Raw genomic sequence first — 19,296 nt, 5'->3', positions numbered from 1 at the left:
TCAGCCGGTCAGCGAGGCGGCGGCGTGCCGCGCGGCCCGCTCCTTGGCTGCCTGCATCAACGGCCCCTCCAGATAGCGACGGGGCACGGCGGCCAAGGCCAGCCGCAGCGCCCGCACGGTGAGGTCCGCCGACAGCGCGGTGGTCGGTAGACCCAGACCGCCGTACATTCGGCGCGCCCACGTCGGCAGCAGCGCGAACGCGGTGCCGGCGATCCCCAGGTACGCCCAGCGCGGCGGACCCAGCGTGAGCCCCAACCGGACCGGCAGGCTGAGCTTCCACGGCAGCGGCGGGGCGGTGAGGAACACCGCCGTCTCGGCGGCCTCCCGGGTCATCCGCAACTGTGGCCGTACCGCCTCGTAGTAGTCCGCGACCTCGGCGGCGGTGCCCGGGACGGTGGCCGGGTCCAGACCGACCAGGGCGGCGGCGCGCCGCTGCTCGGTGTAGTAGCCGTCCACCTCGTCGTCGCTCAGCGGCAGCCCGGCGCGCCGGGCCGTGCTCAGGAACGACTCGACCTCGGTCACGTGCACCCAGCGCAGCAGGTCCGGTTCGTCGATCCGGAACTCCTCACCGGTGCGCTCGTCGGTGGCCCGTAGCCGGTCGTGCAGGCGGCGCAGCCGGGCCCCGGCGGCCTGCGCCTCTGCTGTGGTCCCGTAGACGGTGGTCGCCACGTAGGTGGCGGTCCGGACCAGTCGGCCCCAGGCGTCGGTGCGGTAGTTGCTGTTCTGTGCGACCCCGGCCATGGCCCGTGGGTGCAACGCCTGGAGGTAGAGCGAGCGCAGGCCGGCGACGATCAGGATCGGCTCCTCGTGCACCTTCCACGTGACCGAACCCGGACCGAAGAGGCCGAGGTCATCGGAGTCCACCGCTCAAGACTGCCACGGTCGGTCGGCGTCGCCGGTCACGTGCCGCCGGTGCGACGCCTGGACCGCCGGTCAGACGTCGGCGGAGCGGCGTGCCCGGCAGCCCGGGCAGAGGCCCCAGAAGGTCACCTCGGCCTCGTCCACCTCGAACCCGTGCGCGGCGTTCGGCTCCAGGCACGGGGCGCTGCCGACCGCGCAGTCGATGTCGGCGATCTCACCGCAGCCCCGGCAGACCACGTGGTGGTGGTTGTCACCCACTCGTGCCTCATAACGGGCAGGGCTGCCTGCCGGCTCGATCCGGCGCGACAACCCGGCCCGGGACAGCGCGCCCAGCACGTCGTAGACCGCCTGGGTGGAGACCGAGTCGAGGCGTTCACGGACCTGCCGGGTGATCTCGTCGACCTCCAGGTGGCCACCGCCGGCCAGCACGTCGAGCACCGCGAGGCGTGGCCGCGTGACACGCAGGCCCCTCGACCGCAGCAGCTCCTCGGCACCGGACATCCGCCAATGACAGCACGCCCGCTCGGCATCGACAACCGTCGCGTGCCCCGGGTGGCCACCGACACAGCCAGGCAAGATCGGGAGTACGGCCCACCGGATGAACCCGAACGACCCGGCGCGCGTGTCTCCGGTCGAGAGCCTGGGGACGATCGGCGGACCATAGGCTGATCACCCCTGACCATGATCCACCTGGAGGGTTCGATGTTCGAGGAGATCCTGGGTCTACCGGTACACGTCCTGGTGATCCACGCGGTCGTCGTGTTCGTGCCGCTGCTCGCGGTGCTGGCCGTCGCGTACGCGGGGCTGCCGCGGTGGCGACACCGGCTGGACTGGGCCCTGGGCCTCCTCGCGGTGGCCGCGCCGGTGACCGCCTACGTCGCGGTCAAGTCGGGTGAGGCGCTCACCGACGCACTGGTAGCCCGCGGCTTCCAGGGACCGATCCTCGATCAGATCTTCGAGCACTCCCGCTACGGCGACATCCTGTTCCGCATCGTGGTGCCGCTCGGGATCGTGGCCATCCTGCTGCTCGTGGCGACAAGTGAGCACCCCCGGGTGCCGCAGCTGCCCGCGGTGGTCACCCCGGTGCTGGCGGTAGCGGCCGTGGCGCTTGCCATCGCCGCCCTGGTCTACGTCTACCTGACGGGCCACTCCGGTGCCGAGACCGTCTGGGGCAACACCCTCTGAGTAGCTGGTTCGGGGCCGCGCATCAGAAGATGACTCGCGAGCAGAGCAGACAGAGCAGGACCAGCAGCACCACGCCGGCCGCCGCGCCGAAGCCGTAGGTGACCCGCTGCGAGCGCTGCTCGGCCGCGTCCAGGTCGGCCATGTCCTGCGGCGGCAGCTGTCGCGGCGGCGCCGGCTGCAGGTGTACGGGTGGACGCCAACCCGCCGGCGGCGGCACGCTCGGCGGCGGGCCCGAGTATCCGCTGGGCGGGTGCCCCGTCGATGCTGGCCTGGCGTGCCCGGTTGGCGGCAGGTTGGTGGGCCCGGCCGGTGGTGGGCCGGCGTGCCCGCTTTGCGGCGGGTTGGCGTGCCCGGTTGGCGGTGTCGTCGCGGGCGCGGCGGGAGGCTGGTCCGCCACCGCGTCGTCGCCGGTGTCGGGCCGTCGCCAGTAGTCGTCCGGGGTGCTGCCACCGCTGGGGGTCGTCACGCCGTCCGACGCTACCAACGCCGCCGGCTGCCCGGTCGTTTCTGGCCGGCGTGCCCACGGTCGTCGACCCGGCCCTTCCTGGCCGGGATGCCGCGCTCGGCGGCTCGGCCGCCGCCGTCGGCTGCGCTAGTCTTGCCGCTCGTGAGCACCGAAGACCCTGGTACGCCCGGCGCGCGCGGAGACGATGACCGCGCCGTCGACCTGAGCGACGACTTCGTGGTGCTGCCCGAGCAGACCTCTGACGACACCGACCGTGGTTGGGGCGAGCGGTCGAGCGGCAACGACGACTGGCTGCTCGCCGAGCGCCCGCCGCACTGGGACTGACCCTGGCGGCTCGGCCGGTCCGGGTCGGCGCGTGACCCGGGGGTGTCGGGGAAGCCTGTGCTGGACTCGGCCGATCGGCCTTCGTCGACCTGCCGGGCGGTGCTGGCCGGCTCCAACGGTGCGTCGGAGGGCACGGCGGTCGGCGGGCATCCGGCCGGGGGTTGCAGGACGGCGGCGGCCAGGCCGAGCAGCGCGGCGACCAGACCGGCCCGGAGCAGCGTAGGCCCGCCGGGCAGAGAAAACTGACGCAGCGGGCGCAGAGCCCGCGCGGAATCCGGATCTTCCATCGCCTCTGCTGCCTCCCGTCCCCCGAGTGCCGCAGCGGCACCCGTGGACGGCAGGCTAGGCGCTTTCGCGCTACCTCGGTCGGCCCGATGTCGACGCCTGTGGACAACCGACCGGCCTGTGGACAACGTCCAGCCGTCGGTTCGATCTGCTATGGCGACGGGATCGACTCGGGATCAAGGGTTGGCCCGACCCGTGGGGTCGGGCCTTCGACGATCAGGACGCGGAGCTTGCCGCCGCCGCCTTGCCGCCGCTCGATCCGCCCGAGGACGAGGCCGAAGACGACCCCGAGGAGGACGACGAGCCCGAGGACGACCCCGAAGAGGACGAGGACCCCGAAGAGGACGACGAGGACGAGCTGTCGCTGGAGGACGACTCGGACTTCGCCGGCTTGCTCGCCGTGCCACCGGCCGTCGTCTCGGAGCCCGACGCCCGGGAGTCGGTGCGGTAGAAACCCGAACCCTTGAAGACGATGCCGACCGAGTTGAAGACCTTGCGCAGCCGCCCCTCACACGCCGGGCACTCGGTCAGCGGGTCGTCAGAGAAGGACTGCACCGCCTCGAGCTGGTGACCGCACGTGGTGCAGGCGTACTGGTACGTGGGCACGTTCTCCTCCGGATCTGGGCTCAGCCAGTTGGCACTCGACGTATTCGAGTGCCAATGGTGCGTCATTCGCCCCGGGTTCGTCCAGCGGACGTGTGGGGCGCGACACCGTGCGCCGCACCCGGGCCGCCGTCAAGCGTACGCACCCCGTCGGCGGGAGTGACGACCGCGCGCACCCGACGGTCGTGTGACTCTGCCGGCAGCGCCTCGACCAGCTCACCGTCGTGCAGGGGCACCACCGTCAGGGCGGCCTCGGGCGCCCGGGCGAGTGCGCGGTCGTACGAGCCGCCGCCGCGCCCGAGCCGCCGACCGTGGTGGTCGACAGCGAGAGCCGGTACGACCACCAGTTCCGCGTGCGCCACGGCGGCCACCCCGAGACGAGCACCGGCTGGTTCTCGGATACCCCGACCCGCCGCGATCAAGGCAGCCGGCCCGGTATACGCCGCCCAGTCCAGATCCAGGTCGTCGAGGAGCACCGGCAGCAGCAACTCGGCGTCCGGCGGCAGGGCGGCCCGCAGCACCTCGGGCAGGTCGGCGCCGCCCGGTTCGGAGCCGACCGGCACGTACGCCGTGATCCGGTGCGGGCGCAGCCGACGTACCAGGGCGACCAGCTCGGCCTGCACGCGCCCGGCGGCGGCTGCCCGGGTCGCGGCGGGCAGCGACCGGCGGCGGGCGAGCAGCTCGACGCGGGTGTTCCGCTTCGCCACCCGGGTCACTTCCGCTTCATCAGAAAATTCCGGCACGCAACACTCCTGACGCAACGCCTCTCCCACGGTTGCACTGTGTCAGCATCGCAAGCAACGGAGGCGGAACTTCCGGGGGGACCGAGTGACGCTACGCGGGCGGTTGACAGCAGCCTTCCTCGTGGTGGTGCTCGGGCCGGTCCTGCTCGGCGCGCTCTTCGTCGCCTCCACCGTCGCGGCGGTCGACCGCAGCCGCTCGACCGAGCGCCTGGCCGTGGCGGCGTCCGCCGTGCGTACCTCGGTCGACGCGCTCTGCCAGCAGCTACGCGCCACCGCCGACGCGGTGGCGCTCACCGCCGATCCGGCCGTCGCCGCCGCGCAGCTGGTCGGCCGGGGTCTGGCCGCCGCGGTGCTGATCACCGACGTGGCCGGCCAGGTCAGCTACGTCTCGCCCGGTGCGCCGTCGACCCCGTGGCAGGAATGCGCCGGCACGACCGGGGGCGCGACCGAGGTTTCAGGCGGCTCGGTCCGTGCGCTGGCCGCCCAGGTCGACCTGCACGATCGAGCCGGTGCCCGGCTGGGCACGGTGACCGCCGCGCAACTGGTCGACCCGGCCTTCGTGGCCCGACTGGCGGCGGTGACCGGGGTGGCGGTCACCCTGCTCGACAGTGGTGCGCGCGCCGCGCGGGTCACCCACACGACCGAATCCCGTGACGTACGCGACGAGGTGCTGGCCGCCGCCGTCGCCGTCCGGGGCGAGCAGGTCACCGAGACCAACGAGGGCCGCTACGTGCGCCGGCTCGGGCCCTCCGACGCGCAGCCGCTGCCGCTGGTGCTCTCCGTGCCCAGTGAACGGCCACCGGGGCTGCACGCCACGCTGGCCGGGGTGGTCGTGCTGGCCGGGCTGCTCGCCGTGCTGACCGCCTGGCGGCTGGCCCGGGTGACCACCCGGCCGCTGGCCGAGTTGGCCGGCGCGGTCGACCGGGTGGCCCAGGGCGACCTGACCGCCCGGGTGCCGGTACGCAGTAGCGACGAGTTGGGGCGGTTGGCCGCCGCGTTCAACCGGATGACCCGGGAGACCGGCTCCTACGTCGCGGCGCTCACCAGCAACCGGGACCAGCTGCGAGGGCACCTCGCGGTGCTCGGCGACACCCTGGCCAGCACACACGACCTGCAACGCATCCTGCGGGTGATCCTGCGCAGTGCCATCGGGGCCACCGGCGCGCGTGCCGGTGCCGTGCTGCTGGTGGAGACCGGCGGGGTGCTCGTCGCCCAGTGCACCGAAGGGCTGGACGGGCGCTGGCCGGACGACGAGGTGGACGGGGCACAGACGCTCCGGGTGCCGGTCGGCGTCGGCATCGTCGGTGCGGTGGCCGCCACCGGGGAACCGCAGCGGGGGAGGGCGGAGCCGACCGAGGCGCCGGCGGGTGAGCCACGCTGCCGCACCTACGTCGCGGTTCCGTTCGCTGCCCCGGGCGGCGGTGCCACCGCCACCCCCGGCGTGCCCTCGGGGTCGACCGACGAGGCCGGCGCGGCGGCCGCGCTGGGCGTGCTGGCCCTCTACGACCGGCTCGGCGCAGACGAGTTCGACGACGACGACCTGGCCACCCTGCGCACCTTCGCCGGCCACGCGGCCGTGGCGGTGGACAACGTCCGGGTGCACGAGGAGGCGCAGCGGCTCTCCCTCACCGACCCGCTCACCGGCCTGTGGAACTACCGCTACCTGCGCGAGTCGATCCGGCGGGAGGTGGAACGGGCCAGCCGCTTCGGGCGGATGCTCAGCGTCCTCGCGTTGGACCTGGACCGGTTCAAGGACGTCAACGACACCTACGGGCACGCCGCGGGGGACACCGTGCTGGCCGAGTTCGCCCGTCGGGTGCGCGGGGAGATCCGTGAGGTCGACCTGGCCTTCCGCCAGGGTGGTGAGGAGTTCGTGCTGCTGCTGCCGGAGACCGACGCGCGGGGCGCGGCGATCGTGGCCGAGCGGCTCGGCGCGGCGGTACGCGACACGCCCATCGCCGTCGAGGCGTACGCCGGGCCGGTCCTGGTGACCGTGTCGGTGGGCATCGCCGTCTTCCCGGACCACGGCAGCACCGGGCGGGAGGTGTTGGAGGCCGCCGACGACGCGCTCTACGCGGCCAAGGCGGCGGGCCGCGACACGTACCGGGTCGCCGAGGCACGCTCGGATCTGCCGACCCGGGAGATCCCGGTGCTCGCGTGTGCGGTGAGCCCACCCGACGGGCTGCCGCGCGCCGGCCAGCCGGTGCAGGTCATCCGGGAGCCGGGCGGGCCCGCCCGGTCCGACCCGGCGGTGGGCGTACCGGAATCGCTTGCGGGCCCGGCGCACCCCCGACCGGATTCGGCCGACGACACGCCGGGTGGGGCGCGGGCCGGCCCGGACGTGGCGCGGCCGGGGTCGGGTGGCGGCGCGTCTTCTGGGCCACACCCGCCGCGGCAGAGCCGTGGCCGATAGTCTCGCGGCATGTCGGAGCACTCAGCGAATCCCTCGTCGACGGTCGCCGCAACTGGCCGTCCCCTGGCGGTCAAGGCCGTCATCCCGGCCGCCGGACTGGCCACCCGGTTCCTGCCGGCCACGAAGGCGGTGCCCAAGGAACTGCTGCCGGTGGTGGATCGGCCGGTGTTGCAGTACATCGTCGAGGAGGCCACGCAGGCCGGCATCGACGACGTGTTGCTGATCACCGGTCGGGGTAAGACGTCGATGGTGGACCACTTCGACCGTCGTCCGGACCTGGAGGCCAGGCTGGAGGAGAAGGGCGACTCCGAGCGGCTGGCCGCCGTGCGTCGGCCCAGCGAGCTGGCCGAGATCTACACAGTGCGGCAGCCCGAGCAGCTCGGGCTCGGCCACGCCGTCGGCTATGCCGAGTCGCACGTCGGCGACCAGCCCTTCGCGGTGTTGCTCGGCGACGAGTTCGTCAAGCCGTCGGAGCCGCTGCTGCCGGCGATGCTTGAGTTGCAGGCCCGCACCGGCGGTGTGGTGCTCGCGTTCTTCGAGGTCGACCCGGCCGAGACCAAGCGGTACGGGATCGCCTCCGTCGAACCGGCCGAGTCGGAGCTGACCGACATCGGCGAGGTCGTCAAGGTGACCGGGATGGTGGAGAAGCCGCAGCCGGAGGACGCCCCGAGCAACCTCGCGGTGCTCGGCCGCTACGTGTTGCCGGGCAAGATCTTCGACGCGATCCGACGGACCAAGCCGGGCAGCGGCGGCGAGATCCAGCTGACCGACGCGATGGAGCTGCTGCGTACCGAGGGCACCCCGGTGCACGCGATCGTCTACCGGGGCACCCGCTACGACACCGGCATGCCGCTGGGGTACCTCCAGACGGTGGTGCAGATCGCCGCCGAGCGCGAGGACCTGGGCACCGAGTTCCGGTCCTGGCTGGCCGACTTCGTCAAGGCCGACGCGGCAGGCGGAACTGGTACATGACCGCGACGGCCGACGCCGAGGCGGCCGCGAACGAGTTGACGCCGCTCGCCGACTACCTGGGCAGCGTGCTGCGCAGGTTGCGCGCGCTGCCACCACTCGACCTCGACCTCACCCAGGCGCACGGCAACGTCCTCGCCGAGGACGTCGTCGCGCCGCACGCCTTCCCGGCCTTCGACCAGGCGGCCGTGGACGGCTACGCCGCGCGCTGGGAGGACATTTCCGGAGGGGGCCGGGGGCCGAGCTACGTCCCGGCCCCCTCCGGCACGCCCGGTGGCCGCACGATCCGGCTCAACGTGGTCGGCGACCTCGGCGCCGCGAGTTGGCGGCCGGTCCGGCTCACCCCCGGCTCGTGCTTCTCGGTGGCCGCCGGGGCGCCACTGCCGGTGGCTGCCGACGTCGTGGTCCCGGTGGAGTGGACCGACCAGGGCATGGCCGCGGTGGAGATCTTCCGCACCCCCAAACGGGGGTACGGGGTACGCCGGGCGGGTGAGGAGCTGCCCGCCGGCACCCTGCTCGCCCGGGCCGGCACCTACGTGTCCCCGGCCCTGGTCGCCGTGTTCGCGGCGACCGGCATCGGGCACGTGGTGGTCCGGCCCAGTCCACGGGTGGTCATCGTGGCCACCGGTGACGAACTCGTCGACGTGGGCCGGGGCAGTCAGCCCGGCCAGGTGGTGGACGCGAACTCGCACGCGTTGACCGCGGCGGCGGCCGAGGTGGGCGCGCTGGCGTACCGGGTGGGAATCTGCGACGACGACCCGGAGGGGCTGCGCGGGCTGTTGGAGGACCAGACGCTGCGCGCCGATCTGATCATCACCACCGGAGGCACCGGCACCGGCCCCGGGGACATGGTGCGCCGGATCCTGTCCCGCCGTGAGGGTGGTCGCGCCGGGCCGGTCACCTTCACCGACGTGGCGCTCTATCCCGGCACCGCGCTCGGCTTCGGCACGGTCGGCGCGGAGGAGGTGCCGGTGGTCTGCCTGCCCGGCGACCCGGGCGCCGCGTTGATCGGCTTCGAGGTGCTGGCCCGCCCCGCCATCCAACTGCTCGCCGGCGCCGAGCCGGTGTTCCGGCCCAGCGTGCGGGCACACCTGCTGGAGACGGTGTCGTCCCCGGCGGGGTTGCGCGAGTTCCGGCCGGCGCACGTCGCCGAACGGCGCGGTGGCGGCTACACGGTCCAGCCGCTCAGCGGCGGGCCGTTCACCCTCTCCGGGTTGGCCGAGGCCAACGGGCTGCTGGTGCTCGGTGAGCGGGTCACCACGGCCGCGGCCGGCTCCACCGTGGACGTCCTGCTGCTGGACCGCCGCCGGTGAGGTGTCCCGGCCGGTCCGCTCGTGGTCCGCGTCGGGTGATCGTCGGGTGAACGCGGCGAGGCCACTTGCGCGCGACACGGTCCCGCGCGGGAGACTGTGCGGGTGAGTCTCTTCGGACCCGCGCGGTCGCCGGGCTGGCCGGTGGAGTTGGCCGACGGCCCAGTGCTGTTGCGGCCCTACCGGCGCTCCGACGCGGCGGCGTGGTCGGAGGTGCGGCGGGCCAACCGGGCCTGGCTGGCGCCCTGGGAGTCATCGCTGCCCGGCGGTTGGGACGAGATGAACTCGCCGGCCGCGTTCCGTTGGGTGCACCGTGACCAGCAGCGTTCGGCCCGTGAGGGTGAGGGCATGCCGTTCGCGGTCTGCCTGCGCGAGGCCGACCGGGATCGGCTGGTCGGGCACATCAACGTGGGCAGCATCGTGCGGCGGGCGCTCTGCTCCGGCTACGTCGGCTACTGGGTGGACGCGCGGGTCGCCGGCCGGGGGGTGATCCCGACGGCGCTCGCGCTCGCCGTGGACCACGCGTTCGGCCCCGGCGGGCTGCACCGGGTGGAGGTCAACATCCGTCCGGAGAACAAGCCGTCCCGGCGGGTGGTGGAGAAGTTGGGTTTCCGCGAGGAGTCGTACCACGTGCGCTACATGCACATCGACGGCGCGTGGCGGGACCACATCGGGTACGCGATGACGAGTGAGGAGATCGCCCCCGAGGGTGGCCTGCTGGCCCGCTGGCACCGGGTGCGCGCTGCCACTCGGTGAGCCGTCCCACGGACGGGATCGGCGCGGCGCGGTGGCATCCCGGTCGGTGCGCCGTAACCTCAAGTAACTGCAAGCTGCGGCAAGCGCTCCCCGGCCGGACGATCCACGCACCCAGGCGCGATCGGTGGAAGATCCTGCGGTCGGATCGCGGTTGCTTCGAATTCGGTGACGGGAGGGGTGAGGGTGCCGACCTCGGTGCTCCTCGCCGTCCTCGCCGCCGCCGGCCTGCTCGCCCTGGCCCCGGCGCTGGTTCGCCGGTACGACGCCACCGAGCGGCTGGTGGCGGAGCGGGCGCAGTCGACGGCGCGGGTGCTCCAGCGCCGCCGACGGCGCCGCACTGTGCCGGGACGGCGACCCGTCCACCCGCCGCGCTCACTGATCGTCACCCTCAGTGAGGATGCGACTACTGGAGCGTTGGGTACGCCGGTCTCCGCACCGCCGGCCGCCCGTCGCTCCGGGCGGCTGCGCGCCGTGCCCGCCGCGCCGAAGCGGTCCCGACGCCGCCCGCCGCCGCGCCGACAGCACACCCCCGCCGTGTACCGGCGTCGCCGGGTGCTCGCCGCCCTGCTGCTCCTCAACGTCGTCGAGCTGATCGGCGTGCTCTTCGTCAGTCCCGGCTTCTGGGTCGGCTTCGGGGTCACCTTCCTGCTCCTGGCCCTGTACGTCGTTCACCTGCGGGGCCGGGCCCTCGCCGGTCGGCGTCGCCGCCGCGCCCGGGCGCGGGAGGCCGCCTGGCTTGCCGCCCGCCAGGCCGAGGTGCGCCGGGAGCAGGCCCGCCGGGCCGCAGCCCGCCGGGAGGCGCAGCGCCGTCTGGCAGCCCAGCGCGAGGGGGTACGCCGCGCCGCCATGGGCCTGGACCGACCGGGAGACCTGCCAGCGGCGGTCAACGGTGGATCGGTCTCGTACCGGCGGTCGGGCGGCCTCCGCGGTCGCCCGTACGAGGCTGGTCGAGGCGCCTGACGCGCCCGTCTCTGGCCGTGCGTTGGCCGTGGCCGTGCGTTGACCGTGGCCGTGCCTTGGCCTTGGCTGTCCGTTTGCCGGGCTGGCGGTCCTGGCCCCGGTCGCGCCCCCATCCGGCTTGATCGACTCGGGTTCCTGCAAGTCGCGGTGTCCGGGCGTCCGGGATGCCCCGATTTTCAGGAACCCGGTTCGATCTCCGGGAGGGCCAGAGCGCCGCACCGGGGGCGGATTCGCGGTGGGGGCCAGCGACCTGTTAGCCTTGCTGCCGGCCCGCCCGGTGTAAGCCGGGTGGGACCGAAGCCGGCTCGCCGGCGGGGGGCTGTGGCGCAGACTGGTAGCGCACCTCGTTCGCATCGAGGGGGTCAGGGGTTCAAATCCCCTCAGCTCCACCCCAGGTCAAAGGCCGTTTCCGCTAGTCGGAGACGGCCTTTTCCGATCTTCGGGGTGGCGGACGAAGCCGTCACGGTCGCCCCATCGACACGTCGCGCGGCCACCCGCCGAGGTGCGCGAACTGGCGAAGATAGCGTTCGCATCTCTCGGTGAAATCCCCCGTCTCGGGCGGCAGCCGAGTCGCCGTGACCACCTGACGCGGGTCAGTGTGGCCTGGCCGCAGCAGTCGGATCTGGTCGTCGATGAACTGCCCGCCAGTGAGGTCGGCGACGGCAAGCGCCAGAGCCAGCGCCACGACGACACCCACACACGTCCGGTACGGGCTGAAGACTGCCTCCGGGTCGCCGCCGGCCTCCGGCTCGTGGTCGATGACCAGGAGCCAGACACCGTCCTCGAGGCCCGAGACATCGATCTCGAGGTGGATCGAGCCCGGCATTCCGTTGGGCATGCGTTCGATGTGGTCGCCGATTGTGGTGGACCGCAGTTCCGCCGGATCGAGGCGGCGGCCGAAAGCGACGCGGCGTCCCTGTTCGTACCGTCGGTTGGTGACGACGCTCAGCTCTGGCGTCGTGTTCGCGCCGAGCAGTTCGGCCAGGGTGGCCCGCGCGGCGGTCACCAGCTCGGCGAGCGAGATGGGCCGGGCCAGGGTTGCCTCGAGGTCGACTGACAACCGAGCCTCCAGTCTCGTCGGGGTAGTCCCGTGGTCGGTGCCAGTGCCTGGACGGGTAAGTCCTCACTCTGGGGCTTACGGCTGCGCCCACAGCCTCAGCCAGGTGAGGACTTACCCGTCTAGGAGAAGCGTTCGGTCGTCACGGGTATCAGGCCGTGCTGCCGCAGCACGTTCGTCAGCTCGGACAGGGTCGAGCCGAGCGCCGCGGTGGCGTCGGTCGCCAGCAGTGCGGTCACGTCGAGACCCCAGGCGAGGGTGTGACCGACGCGGCGCAGATCCCAGGTGAACTGGTCGCCGTGCATGTCAAGACGACCGCTCGCGGCGGACGCGCCTGTGGCGGACGCCCCCGTGCCACCCGCCGGTGTCCGCCAGGCCGTCCGGAGGCTCGCCACCTGTTCGGTGCGGAGATCCTTGGCGAAGAGGACGCGGTACACCCGCCGCTCGTGGAAGCCGGCCGGCGGCTGTGCGGGGCCGAGCCGCAGCGGTGGGGCGGTGGCGATCGGTTGATGGTCGAGAGAGTGTGTACGGAGCAGCGTCTCGTCTGGCAGCCGCCCACCGCCGAGCGCGCGGTAGACGTCCTCGGCCTCCCGCCGGGTCGTGGGGACCACCCGCGCCAGCACCTCGGGGTCCGTGCGGATGTCGCGGCTCAGCGCGGCGGAACTCCACCAGCCGGACTGGGGCGTCCAACCCGCGCTGTCGAGCCCTGTCGTGGTGAAGTCGCCGTCACGGGTGAACTCCTCGACGACGACGCCCTCCACAGTGGTGTCCGAGTCGCGGGCGCCAACCAGGTAATAGTCCAGGTGCGGCAGTGCGTCGGTCATCTCGACGGTCGCTGGCGCGGGTTCAGCGGGTAACGAGTCGATGGTCATCAGCGCAACCGTAGCGAAAGAGGCGGCCCGGAAACGGTTAGCATCCGGACCTCTACGTGAGGAGCGCAGATGACTGCGATGGCCCAGACCCGGTTCGGCATCGTCGGAAGCGGCTGGCGAGGTGAGTTCTTCCTTCGTCTGGCCCGGCTGCTCCCCGAGCGGTTCCGGGTGACCGGGGTGGTGACGCGTACCGAGTCGCGGGGAGCTGCGGTGACGGCCGGCTGGGGCGTGCGGACCTTCCGCACGACGGCGGAGTTGCTCGCCCACGAGCGGCCGGACTTCGTCATCGTGTCGGTGCCGTGGCCGGTGACGCCCGAGGTCACCCGGGAGTTGGTCGCGGCCGACGTGCCGGTGCTCGCGGAGACGCCGCCCGCCGCCGATCTGGCGGGTCTGCGTTCGCTCTGGGCCGACGTCGGCGACAGCGGTCTGGTGCAGGTCGCCGAGCAGTACCTGCTGATGCCCGGGCACGCGGCCCGGCTGGCGTTGGTCCGTGCCGGGGTGCTCGGCGAGCCGACCTCGGTCCAGATCTCCTCGACCCACCTGTACCACGCGGTGTCGCTGATCCGTGGCCTGCTCAACGTCGGTCACGAGAGCGCGGAGGTCAACGCGCGTGCCTTCGTCGCGCCGCTGGCCAACCCGCTCTCGCCGGCGGGCTGGAGCGGTGACGACACCCCGCAGCAGCTCTCCACCACCCTCGCGACGATCGACTTCGGCGGGCGGATGGGGTTGTACGACTTCACCGACAACCAGTGGTGGAACCCGCTGCGTACCCGCCGGTTGGTGGTGCGGGGCTCGCGCGGTGAGCTGGTCGACGACCGGGTGGTGCGTCTGGTCGACCCAACCACGCCGGTGGAGTCATCCCTGGTGCGACGCCAGACGGGTCTCGACCTCAACCTGGAGGGGCTCGACCTGAAACACATCAGCTTCGACGGCGACGTGGTGTACCGCAATCCCTTCGTCGGCAGCGGGATGTCCGACGACGACATCGCGGTGGCCGACATCGTCGCCCGCGCCGGGGCGTGGGCACGGGAGGAGGGCCCGGCTCCGTACTCCCTCGCCGAAGCCTGCCAGGACCACCTGATCAGCCTCGCCATCGAAGAATCGGTGCGCACCGGCCAGCCGGTCGTCACCGACGCCGAGGCGTGGGCGCGGTAGCCCGACATCGGGCAAGAACGACGCCCGGGGCGGGGCTTGCCCGGGTCAGCGCAGCGGAAGCACGGCGGCGGTGCGGACCAGCCCGTCGGCGATGACGAAGCGGCCGGTGATCGATGCCGGCGGGTCGTCGACACCCGCCGCGTCCACCCGGGCCGGTGCGATCCGGGCGGTGAAGGTGCCGGCATCCGGATCGAGGTCGAGTCGGGCGTCGTGGAAGTCCAACCAGCCGCGGACCACCGGGTGCCACACCTTGTAGACGGTCTCCTTCGCACTGAACAGCACGATTGGCCACCAGGTGCCGCTGGGTAGCCGCGCGCAGGCGGCCTCCTCCTCGGGCAGCAGCACGAGTCTGCGTACTCCCGGATTGATCTCGCGGTGTTGCTCGGCATCCATTCCGACGGACCGGATGTCGGTGGTGTGCGCCGCGGCGGCGGCGCAGTAGCCGGTGGTGTGGGTGATGCTGCCGACCACGCCGGCCGGCCAGACCGGCGCGCGGTCGGCGGTGGATGACACGGCGGTCTTCGGCAGGCCGAGGTCGCGTAACGCCCTGCGGGCGCACATCCTGCCTGCGGCAAAGTCCCGCCGACGGGTCTGCACTGCCCGTTCGCCGAGACATGCCTGCTCAGCGGGGAGCAACTCGCCCGTCCAGTCGTCGGGCCCGGCGATGGCGACCGCGACCGTCGATGGCAGCAGGTCACGCATCGTCATGACCTACTGGTCGGTAGGAATGCCGCATCCGGTCAACCGTCAACTTTCCGACTCCCACGACCGCTGAAAGTACCGCAAAGATGTAACACCGGAGGGACGCGCAGCGCTCTCCCTGATGGCTCCGGGGGGACCACCATCAAAGCTGGCCGGCGCGGCCAGCCCCGTGGACATCTGGAAGGACGTGCGATGACCGATGGTCCGGAACGGCCGGGGGTGTCGGCTGACGACCACGCCCCGAAGACGCCCTGCTGGAGCTGCGGCTCCTGCGGTGACGAATGGCCATGCGCGACGAAGCGCACCCGGCTGCTGGCGGAGTACGGGAGTGATCGCGCCATGCTCAGCGTCTATCTGGGCTCCTGCCTCGCCGCTGCCACGGAGGATCTGCGCGCCGCCCCGGTGATGTCGCTCCAGGATCGGTTCATCGGCTGGTTGCCGCGCGGCTCCCGGCGTAGCTGAACCTCTGGTGGCCCCGCTCAACGGCGGGGCCACCAGAGGGGCGTTCAGCGACGTCGAGGCCGCCGGGTCACCGCGAAGCCGAACACGCCCGCCACCGCGGCGAGCGCACCGCCGATGCCGGTCCAGACCCAACGCGAGCCGAGATCCGGCAACCAGTCCGCGAGCGAGTCGCTCTCGTCGTCGGCCTCCGCGTCCACCGGGGGTACGCCGTTGAGCACCGTGCCGGCCTTGGTGTTCGGCACCAGCGGGGCGGCCAACTCGCCGTCGTCAGCCGACGCGCCCCGGTCGGCGATGGTGCCGACCAGCAGGTCGACGTCGATCGGCGCACCCAGATCCGGCTCCGGCAGGTCGATCACGGAGAGCCGGATGACGTACGTGCCGGGCAGTGGATCGGCCGACCAGGGCTCCGCCCACGGCCGCACCTCGCGCAGCGTGCAGCCCAGCACCACGTTCGACGCCTTCGCGTCCACGGTCGGGGTCTGTGCCCCCGCCGTGCACGCCTGGCGTCGGCGTAGCCCGTCGAAGACGTCCACCGTCCAGGTGGAGGCGCCGTCGCGTCCCTTCGGGAAGGTGACGGTGGCGTTGATCTCGTGCACCTGGCCGGCCGTCGCCGGGAACGACCAGTAGAGGTGGTCGCCGATCGAGGCGTCCACCCGTACCGGTTGTCCGGCGGTGATCGGGGTGGCGGTGAGGAACGACGTGCCGGCCCGGTTCACCGGCGTGGCACCCGGGGAGGGGGTCGGTGCGGCGGCGGCCGCTGCGGGGAGCAGGGCGGCCCCGCCGACGGTGAGCATCGCCGCCATCGACCGGAACAGTGCCTTACGCATCAGTTCTCCCTCCAGGTGGCGACCCAGCAGCGGGTGAGCAGGCCGGCGAGCAGACCGGTGATCAGCCCGGCGATGGTGAGCAGGGCGAGCAGCACCCAGCCTCGGCCGAGGTCCGGTCCGTCCGGCGCGGGTGCGGCGGCGACCACGTCGATTGTCAGCTCCACCGGCATGCCCGGGGTCGCCGCGGTGCCGGGACGCGGGGCGAACGAGTTGCTCACCACCAGGCAGACGGTGGTGGGCTCGGCGACCGGCGCGGGACTTTCCTCGGTGTCCGCGGCATCCTCGTCGTCGGCGGTGGCCGACCAGCGCAGCCCGGCGGAGAGCACGTCCGCTCGTCCGCTGCCGGCGTCCGCGCCTCGGACGAGCTCCCGGCCGTCGGCCGCGGTGGCCCGCAGCAGCACCCCGTAGTCCCGGTTGACGGCTCGGTCCAACGCCATGCTCACCGAAGCCCGCAGCTCCTGCCCGGGGCGGATCGGCACCCGGTAGTAGCGATGCTCGGAGAACGATTCCCGGTCGGCGTACACGCCGGGGGCGAGCAGTGGCGCGGAGTCGCAGGCGTTCGTGCCGCCGACCACGGTCGGTGCCCGGGTGTGCGTGTCGCCGGCCCGTTCCACGAGCTGTTTGATCCGGTCGGTCAGCTCCTCAGCGCTCTGCGCGGCGGTGTAGGTCCCGCCGGTCGCGCTGGCGATGCAGAGCAGTTGCCGGCGGACCTTCTCGTCCGGGGCCAGGCCGAGGGTGTCGACGACCAGGCTGGTGCCCTGGGCGGCCAGTTCCCGGGCCACCTCGCACGGGTCCGGTGGTGCGCAGGTGTCCTCGCCGTCGGTGATCAGCACGATCCGCCGGGTGGTGTTTCCGGTGCCCAGGTCCTGTGCGGCGGAGCGTAGCGCCAGCCCGACCGGGGTGAACCCGGTCGGCCGAAGTGTCGCCACCGCGGCCTTGGCGGCGGACCGGTCCACCGGGCCGACCGGCACGATCTGTTGCGTGTCCTGGCAACCGACCTTCTTGTCCTTGCCACGGTAGGTGGCGCCGAGCACCCGGATGCCGAGCTGTGTCTGTTCGGGTAGCGCGTCCACCACCTCGTTGAAGGCCTGCTGGGCGACCGCGATCCGGGTGCGTCCGTCGATGTCGGCGGCGCGCATCGACCCACTGACGTCGAGCACCAGCTCGACCCGGGGCGGCTCGGGCGCCGGCTCCTCGTCGGCCTGCGCCGGGGCGGGCCCGGCCAGTGCGGTGGTCGCCAGCAGTCCGATAAGGACGGCCGTCGATCGTCTGAAGTTGATCACGGCCCGCAGTGTAGTGAGATCCACTTTGGATGATCATTTGGGTCGCGGCGTTCGAGCCCTGACGCCGCAGGCCCTGGTCAGGGGACGCCGCTGACCGGCCGCGCCCGCGCGCTGGGTCCACGCCGGGTCACCCTCGGTCAACTGTTCAAGGAAGGGTGTCGGTCTGGCCACCATCCGTCGGAAATCTGACCCAAGTCGACCCGTTGTGCCGGTGGTGCCCGGTGGTTAAGCTCTTCTTGCGCGCCCCAATCGCCCGCTTCCCCCGTGGCAGGCGATCGGGGCGCGCGTCTTTGTGAAGAAGGGCCCGCACGCTTCGGCGTGCGGGCCCTTCTTCCGTCGCGCTGTGCGGCGCGTCGCCTGTCGATGCTTATATCCACCGACCGTCGAGCCACATCCGGGACAACCAGTCCGAGTACGGAATCACCCGGCCGACGAAAATCGGATAGAAGTACGCGAAGCAGAGCGCCACCAGCAGCACGTACGCCCCCGCCGCGATGCTGCCCACCAGTCGGCGTTCGTAACTCGGGTCACCGGGCACCAACGGCGCCACGGCACCCACGTCGCCCCCGGCGGGTGCGATCAGCGCGCCCAGCACATACACCACGGCCAGCACCAGGAACGGCACCGCCGGTGCGGCGTAGAACGAGAACATCGTCCGGCTCTGAAGGGCGAACCAGAACCACGGCAGCAGCCCGGCGGCCACGGTGAGCAGGATCGCGCCGGCCCGCCAGTCCCGACGGGCCACACCCAGCCAGACCAGCGCCACCAGGGCGGGCAGGAACGACCACCAGAGCAGTGGGGTGCCGAGCAGCAGAATCTCCGAGGCGCAGGTCGGTGCGCCGCAGACGCCGTCGCCGGCGTAGTGGAACGCCACCGGCCGACCCAGCAGCAACCACTGCCATGGCCACGACTGGTACTTGTGCGCGTCGTCGAGCTGGGCGTGGAAGCCGTACGCCGCGCGGTGGTATTCGTAAAGGTTGATCAGCGGGCCGATCACCGGGCGGTCGCTGAGCGAGTCGGTCCGGTAGGCCGCCGACGATGCGAGCCGGTAGTAACCGTCGTCGGTCAGCAGCCAACCCGACCAGGTGGCGAGGTAGGTGCCGACCATGAGCACGCCGGCGAGCGCCAGCCAGGGCACCTCGTCGACGATCGTGTCCCGCCAGGGCCGGCGAACCCCCGCCGAGCGGCGGACGCCGACCTCCCAGATGAACACCAGCAGCACGAAGGCCGGCACGAAGTACAGAGCGCTCCACTTCACCGCGCACGCGCAGCCGATCAGCACCCCGGCTGCCAGCCGCCACCACGGCCAGGTGCGCCAACCGGTCGGCGGCCGGCCGGCACGGCCCGGCTGGCTCGGATCGAGCCCGTCGTCCAGGGCCCGTGCCCAGCGCCGGCGGCGGGCGTCCCGATCGAGCACCAGCGCGCCGAACGCGGCCAGCACGAAGAAGAGCAGGAAGATGTCGAGCAGGGCCGCACGGGACAGCACCAGGTGGAAACCGTCCAGGGCGAGCAGCAGGCCCGCCGCGCAGCCGAGCACCGTCGAACGGAACATCCGCCTACCGATGCGAACCAGCAGCAGCACCGACAGCGTGCCGATCACCGCCGCCGAGAATCGCCAGCCGAACTCCGGTGCGGTGGTCATCAGGTGCCCGGGGACGGAGACCTTGGAATCGGCGTCTTGATAGCCGAAGGCCCACTCGCCGACGCCGATCAGCCACTTGCCCAGCGGCGGGTGCACCACGTACGACGGGACGTTGTCCTTGTAGTTCCACTCCACGCCACGGGAGATCAGCCCGTAGGCGTCCTTGGCGTAGTACGTCTCGTCGAAGATCTTGCCCTTGGGGCTGGACAGCCCGACGAAGCGCAGGATCGCCGCGATGGCCACCACCACCGCCGTGGCCAGCCAGGAGAACCGGTCCACCTGGCTGTCGACGGTGGCGAACCGTCGCCGGACCGTGGCGGCCACCCCGCCGCCCTCGGCGCTCGGAGCGGTCGGCTCCTGGGGGGCACTGGGCTCGCCCGACACCTGGATCAACTTGTCCGGGTCGGCGCTCGGGCTCTGC

General features: G+C 72.5%; 20 protein-coding genes, 1 tRNA gene and 1 pseudogene. 11 read left to right on the top strand and 11 right to left on the bottom strand.

The genetic code is table 11. The features are described from left to right. Both V6U86_RS13180 and V6U86_RS13175 read right to left on the bottom strand, forming a co-directional pair. A complete protein-coding gene (locus V6U86_RS13180) occupies window positions 1–864 on the bottom strand; it encodes an oxygenase MpaB family protein (protein WP_334502588.1) in 864 nt (287 codons plus the stop codon). Window positions 865–933: 69 nt separating this feature from the next. After that, a complete protein-coding gene (locus tag V6U86_RS13175) occupies window positions 934–1,362 on the bottom strand; it encodes a Fur family transcriptional regulator (RefSeq protein ID WP_334502586.1) in 429 nt (142 codons plus the stop codon). A 201-nt stretch (window positions 1,363–1,563) separates the two neighbouring features. Here V6U86_RS13175 and V6U86_RS13170 point away from each other — a divergent pair, with 201 nt between their 5' ends. After that, on the top strand, window positions 1,564–2,046 hold the full coding sequence (locus V6U86_RS13170; RefSeq protein WP_334502879.1) for a DUF2231 domain-containing protein: 483 nt from the start codon (window positions 1,564–1,566) through the stop codon (window positions 2,044–2,046). A gap of 22 nt (window positions 2,047–2,068) precedes the next feature. Here V6U86_RS13170 and V6U86_RS13165 read toward each other — a convergent pair whose 3' ends face one another. Beyond that, window positions 2,069–2,512: a hypothetical protein gene (locus V6U86_RS13165; RefSeq protein WP_334502584.1), complete on the bottom strand. Its 444-nt coding sequence runs from the start codon at window positions 2,510–2,512 to the stop codon at window positions 2,069–2,071. A gap of 141 nt (window positions 2,513–2,653) precedes the next feature. On the opposite strand from V6U86_RS13165, the gene V6U86_RS13160 reads away from it, so the two are divergent. Further along, a complete protein-coding gene (locus V6U86_RS13160; RefSeq protein ID WP_334502582.1) occupies window positions 2,654–2,836 on the top strand; it encodes a hypothetical protein in 183 nt (60 codons plus the stop codon). A 529-nt stretch (window positions 2,837–3,365) separates the two neighbouring features. Further along, complete coding sequence (locus V6U86_RS13155; protein ID WP_334502894.1) at window positions 3,366–3,572, top strand: hypothetical protein; 207 nt, start codon at window positions 3,366–3,368, stop codon at window positions 3,570–3,572. Between the two features lie 14 nt (window positions 3,573–3,586). Here V6U86_RS13155 and V6U86_RS13150 read toward each other — a convergent pair. Continuing rightward, window positions 3,587–3,793, bottom strand: a pseudogene (locus V6U86_RS13150) (FmdB family zinc ribbon protein); the annotation flags it as partial. Then, window positions 3,790–4,467, bottom strand: coding sequence for a 5-formyltetrahydrofolate cyclo-ligase (locus tag V6U86_RS13145; RefSeq protein ID WP_334502580.1), 678 nt, complete (start codon window positions 4,465–4,467; stop codon window positions 3,790–3,792). The gene V6U86_RS13145 and the pseudogene V6U86_RS13150, both read right to left, overlap by 4 nt. 85 nt (window positions 4,468–4,552) lie before the next feature. Between V6U86_RS13145 and V6U86_RS13140 the strand changes: the two genes are divergently transcribed. The 6 genes from V6U86_RS13140 (at window position 4,553) to V6U86_RS13115 (ending at window position 11,264) form a co-directional block, all read left to right on the top strand. Next, complete coding sequence (locus V6U86_RS13140; RefSeq protein WP_334502577.1) at window positions 4,553–6,880, top strand: diguanylate cyclase; 2,328 nt, start codon at window positions 4,553–4,555, stop codon at window positions 6,878–6,880. Window positions 6,881–6,889: 9 nt separating this feature from the next. Then, window positions 6,890–7,852, top strand: a complete 963-nt coding sequence (locus V6U86_RS13135) for a UTP--glucose-1-phosphate uridylyltransferase (protein WP_334502575.1) — start codon at window positions 6,890–6,892, stop codon at window positions 7,850–7,852. Beyond that, a complete protein-coding gene (locus V6U86_RS13130) occupies window positions 7,849–9,162 on the top strand; it encodes a molybdopterin molybdotransferase MoeA (protein WP_030329151.1) in 1,314 nt (437 codons plus the stop codon). Before V6U86_RS13135 ends, V6U86_RS13130 begins: the two co-directional genes overlap by 4 nt. Window positions 9,163–9,264: 102 nt before the next feature. Next, window positions 9,265–9,915: a GNAT family N-acetyltransferase gene (locus tag V6U86_RS13125; protein WP_334502570.1), complete on the top strand. Its 651-nt coding sequence runs from the start codon at window positions 9,265–9,267 to the stop codon at window positions 9,913–9,915. Window positions 9,916–10,092: 177 nt separating this feature from the next. Then, window positions 10,093–10,875: a divisome protein SepX/GlpR gene (sepX, locus tag V6U86_RS13120; RefSeq protein ID WP_334502877.1), complete on the top strand. Its 783-nt coding sequence runs from the start codon at window positions 10,093–10,095 to the stop codon at window positions 10,873–10,875. A 315-nt stretch (window positions 10,876–11,190) separates the two neighbouring features. Next, window positions 11,191–11,264, top strand: a tRNA-Ala gene (locus V6U86_RS13115). Window positions 11,265–11,335: 71 nt separating this feature from the next. On the opposite strand, the gene V6U86_RS13110 is transcribed toward V6U86_RS13115, so the two are convergent. Further along, on the bottom strand, window positions 11,336–11,935 hold the full coding sequence (locus V6U86_RS13110; protein ID WP_334502567.1) for a hypothetical protein: 600 nt from the start codon (window positions 11,933–11,935) through the stop codon (window positions 11,336–11,338). A gap of 119 nt (window positions 11,936–12,054) precedes the next feature. Continuing rightward, window positions 12,055–12,804, bottom strand: a complete 750-nt coding sequence (locus V6U86_RS13105; protein ID WP_334502564.1) for a hypothetical protein — start codon at window positions 12,802–12,804, stop codon at window positions 12,055–12,057. A gap of 69 nt (window positions 12,805–12,873) precedes the next feature. Between V6U86_RS13105 and V6U86_RS13100 the strand changes: the two genes are divergently transcribed. After that, complete coding sequence (locus V6U86_RS13100; protein WP_334502562.1) at window positions 12,874–13,959, top strand: Gfo/Idh/MocA family protein; 1,086 nt, start codon at window positions 12,874–12,876, stop codon at window positions 13,957–13,959. 45 nt (window positions 13,960–14,004) lie between these two features. Here V6U86_RS13100 and V6U86_RS13095 read toward each other — a convergent pair whose 3' ends face one another. Further along, a complete protein-coding gene (locus V6U86_RS13095) occupies window positions 14,005–14,661 on the bottom strand; it encodes a 4'-phosphopantetheinyl transferase family protein (RefSeq protein WP_334502875.1) in 657 nt (218 codons plus the stop codon). A gap of 192 nt (window positions 14,662–14,853) precedes the next feature. Between V6U86_RS13095 and V6U86_RS13090 the strand changes: the two genes are divergently transcribed. Next, window positions 14,854–15,123 (top strand): hypothetical protein, encoded by a 270-nt coding sequence (locus tag V6U86_RS13090; protein WP_334502560.1) that lies wholly within the window; start codon window positions 14,854–14,856, stop codon window positions 15,121–15,123. 44 nt (window positions 15,124–15,167) lie between these two features. On the opposite strand, the gene V6U86_RS13085 is transcribed toward V6U86_RS13090, so the two are convergent. From V6U86_RS13085 to V6U86_RS13075, 3 genes are all read right to left on the bottom strand, one after another. Continuing rightward, the gene (locus V6U86_RS13085; protein WP_442934933.1) at window positions 15,168–15,950 is read right to left on the bottom strand and encodes a peptidase; all 783 of its coding nucleotides are present in this window, start codon (window positions 15,948–15,950) and stop codon (window positions 15,168–15,170) included. Continuing rightward, window positions 15,950–17,233: a VWA domain-containing protein gene (locus V6U86_RS13080; RefSeq protein WP_334502558.1), complete on the bottom strand. Its 1,284-nt coding sequence runs from the start codon at window positions 17,231–17,233 to the stop codon at window positions 15,950–15,952. Before V6U86_RS13080 ends, V6U86_RS13085 begins: the two co-directional genes overlap by 1 nt. Before the next feature lie 367 nt (window positions 17,234–17,600). Next, the gene (locus tag V6U86_RS13075) at window positions 17,601–19,199 is read right to left on the bottom strand and encodes a dolichyl-phosphate-mannose--protein mannosyltransferase (protein ID WP_442934937.1); all 1,599 of its coding nucleotides are present in this window, start codon (window positions 19,197–19,199) and stop codon (window positions 17,601–17,603) included. Window positions 19,200–19,296: the final 97 nt, after the last annotated feature.

The sequence above is a fragment of the Micromonospora sp. CPCC 205558 genome, from assembly GCF_036902955.1.
GTDB lineage: Bacteria > Actinomycetota > Actinomycetes > Mycobacteriales > Micromonosporaceae > Micromonospora.
Note: the sequence above shows the minus strand (reverse complement) of the source record. Positions and strands in the feature narration are given on the sequence as shown.

What these genes read in the sequence shown, in the direction of transcription:
- V6U86_RS13085 (WP_442934933.1), bottom strand. Translation starts at nt 15,950, where the DNA reads ATGCGTAAGGCACTGTTCCGGTCGATGGCGGCGATGCTCACCGTCGGC.
- V6U86_RS13105 (WP_334502564.1), bottom strand. Translation starts at nt 12,804, where the DNA reads ATGACCATCGACTCGTTACCCGCTGAACCCGCGCCAGCGACCGTCGAG.
- V6U86_RS13175 (WP_334502586.1), bottom strand. Translation starts at nt 1,362, where the DNA reads ATGTCCGGTGCCGAGGAGCTGCTGCGGTCGAGGGGCCTGCGTGTCACG.
- V6U86_RS13095 (WP_334502875.1), bottom strand. Translation starts at nt 14,661, where the DNA reads ATGCGTGACCTGCTGCCATCGACGGTCGCGGTCGCCATCGCCGGGCCC.
- V6U86_RS13100 (WP_334502562.1), top strand. Translation starts at nt 12,874, where the DNA reads ATGACTGCGATGGCCCAGACCCGGTTCGGCATCGTCGGAAGCGGCTGG.
- V6U86_RS13090 (WP_334502560.1), top strand. Translation starts at nt 14,854, where the DNA reads ATGACCGATGGTCCGGAACGGCCGGGGGTGTCGGCTGACGACCACGCC.
- V6U86_RS13130 (WP_030329151.1), top strand. Translation starts at nt 7,849, where the DNA reads ATGACCGCGACGGCCGACGCCGAGGCGGCCGCGAACGAGTTGACGCCG.
- V6U86_RS13170 (WP_334502879.1), top strand. Translation starts at nt 1,564, where the DNA reads ATGTTCGAGGAGATCCTGGGTCTACCGGTACACGTCCTGGTGATCCAC.
- V6U86_RS13135 (WP_334502575.1), top strand. Translation starts at nt 6,890, where the DNA reads ATGTCGGAGCACTCAGCGAATCCCTCGTCGACGGTCGCCGCAACTGGC.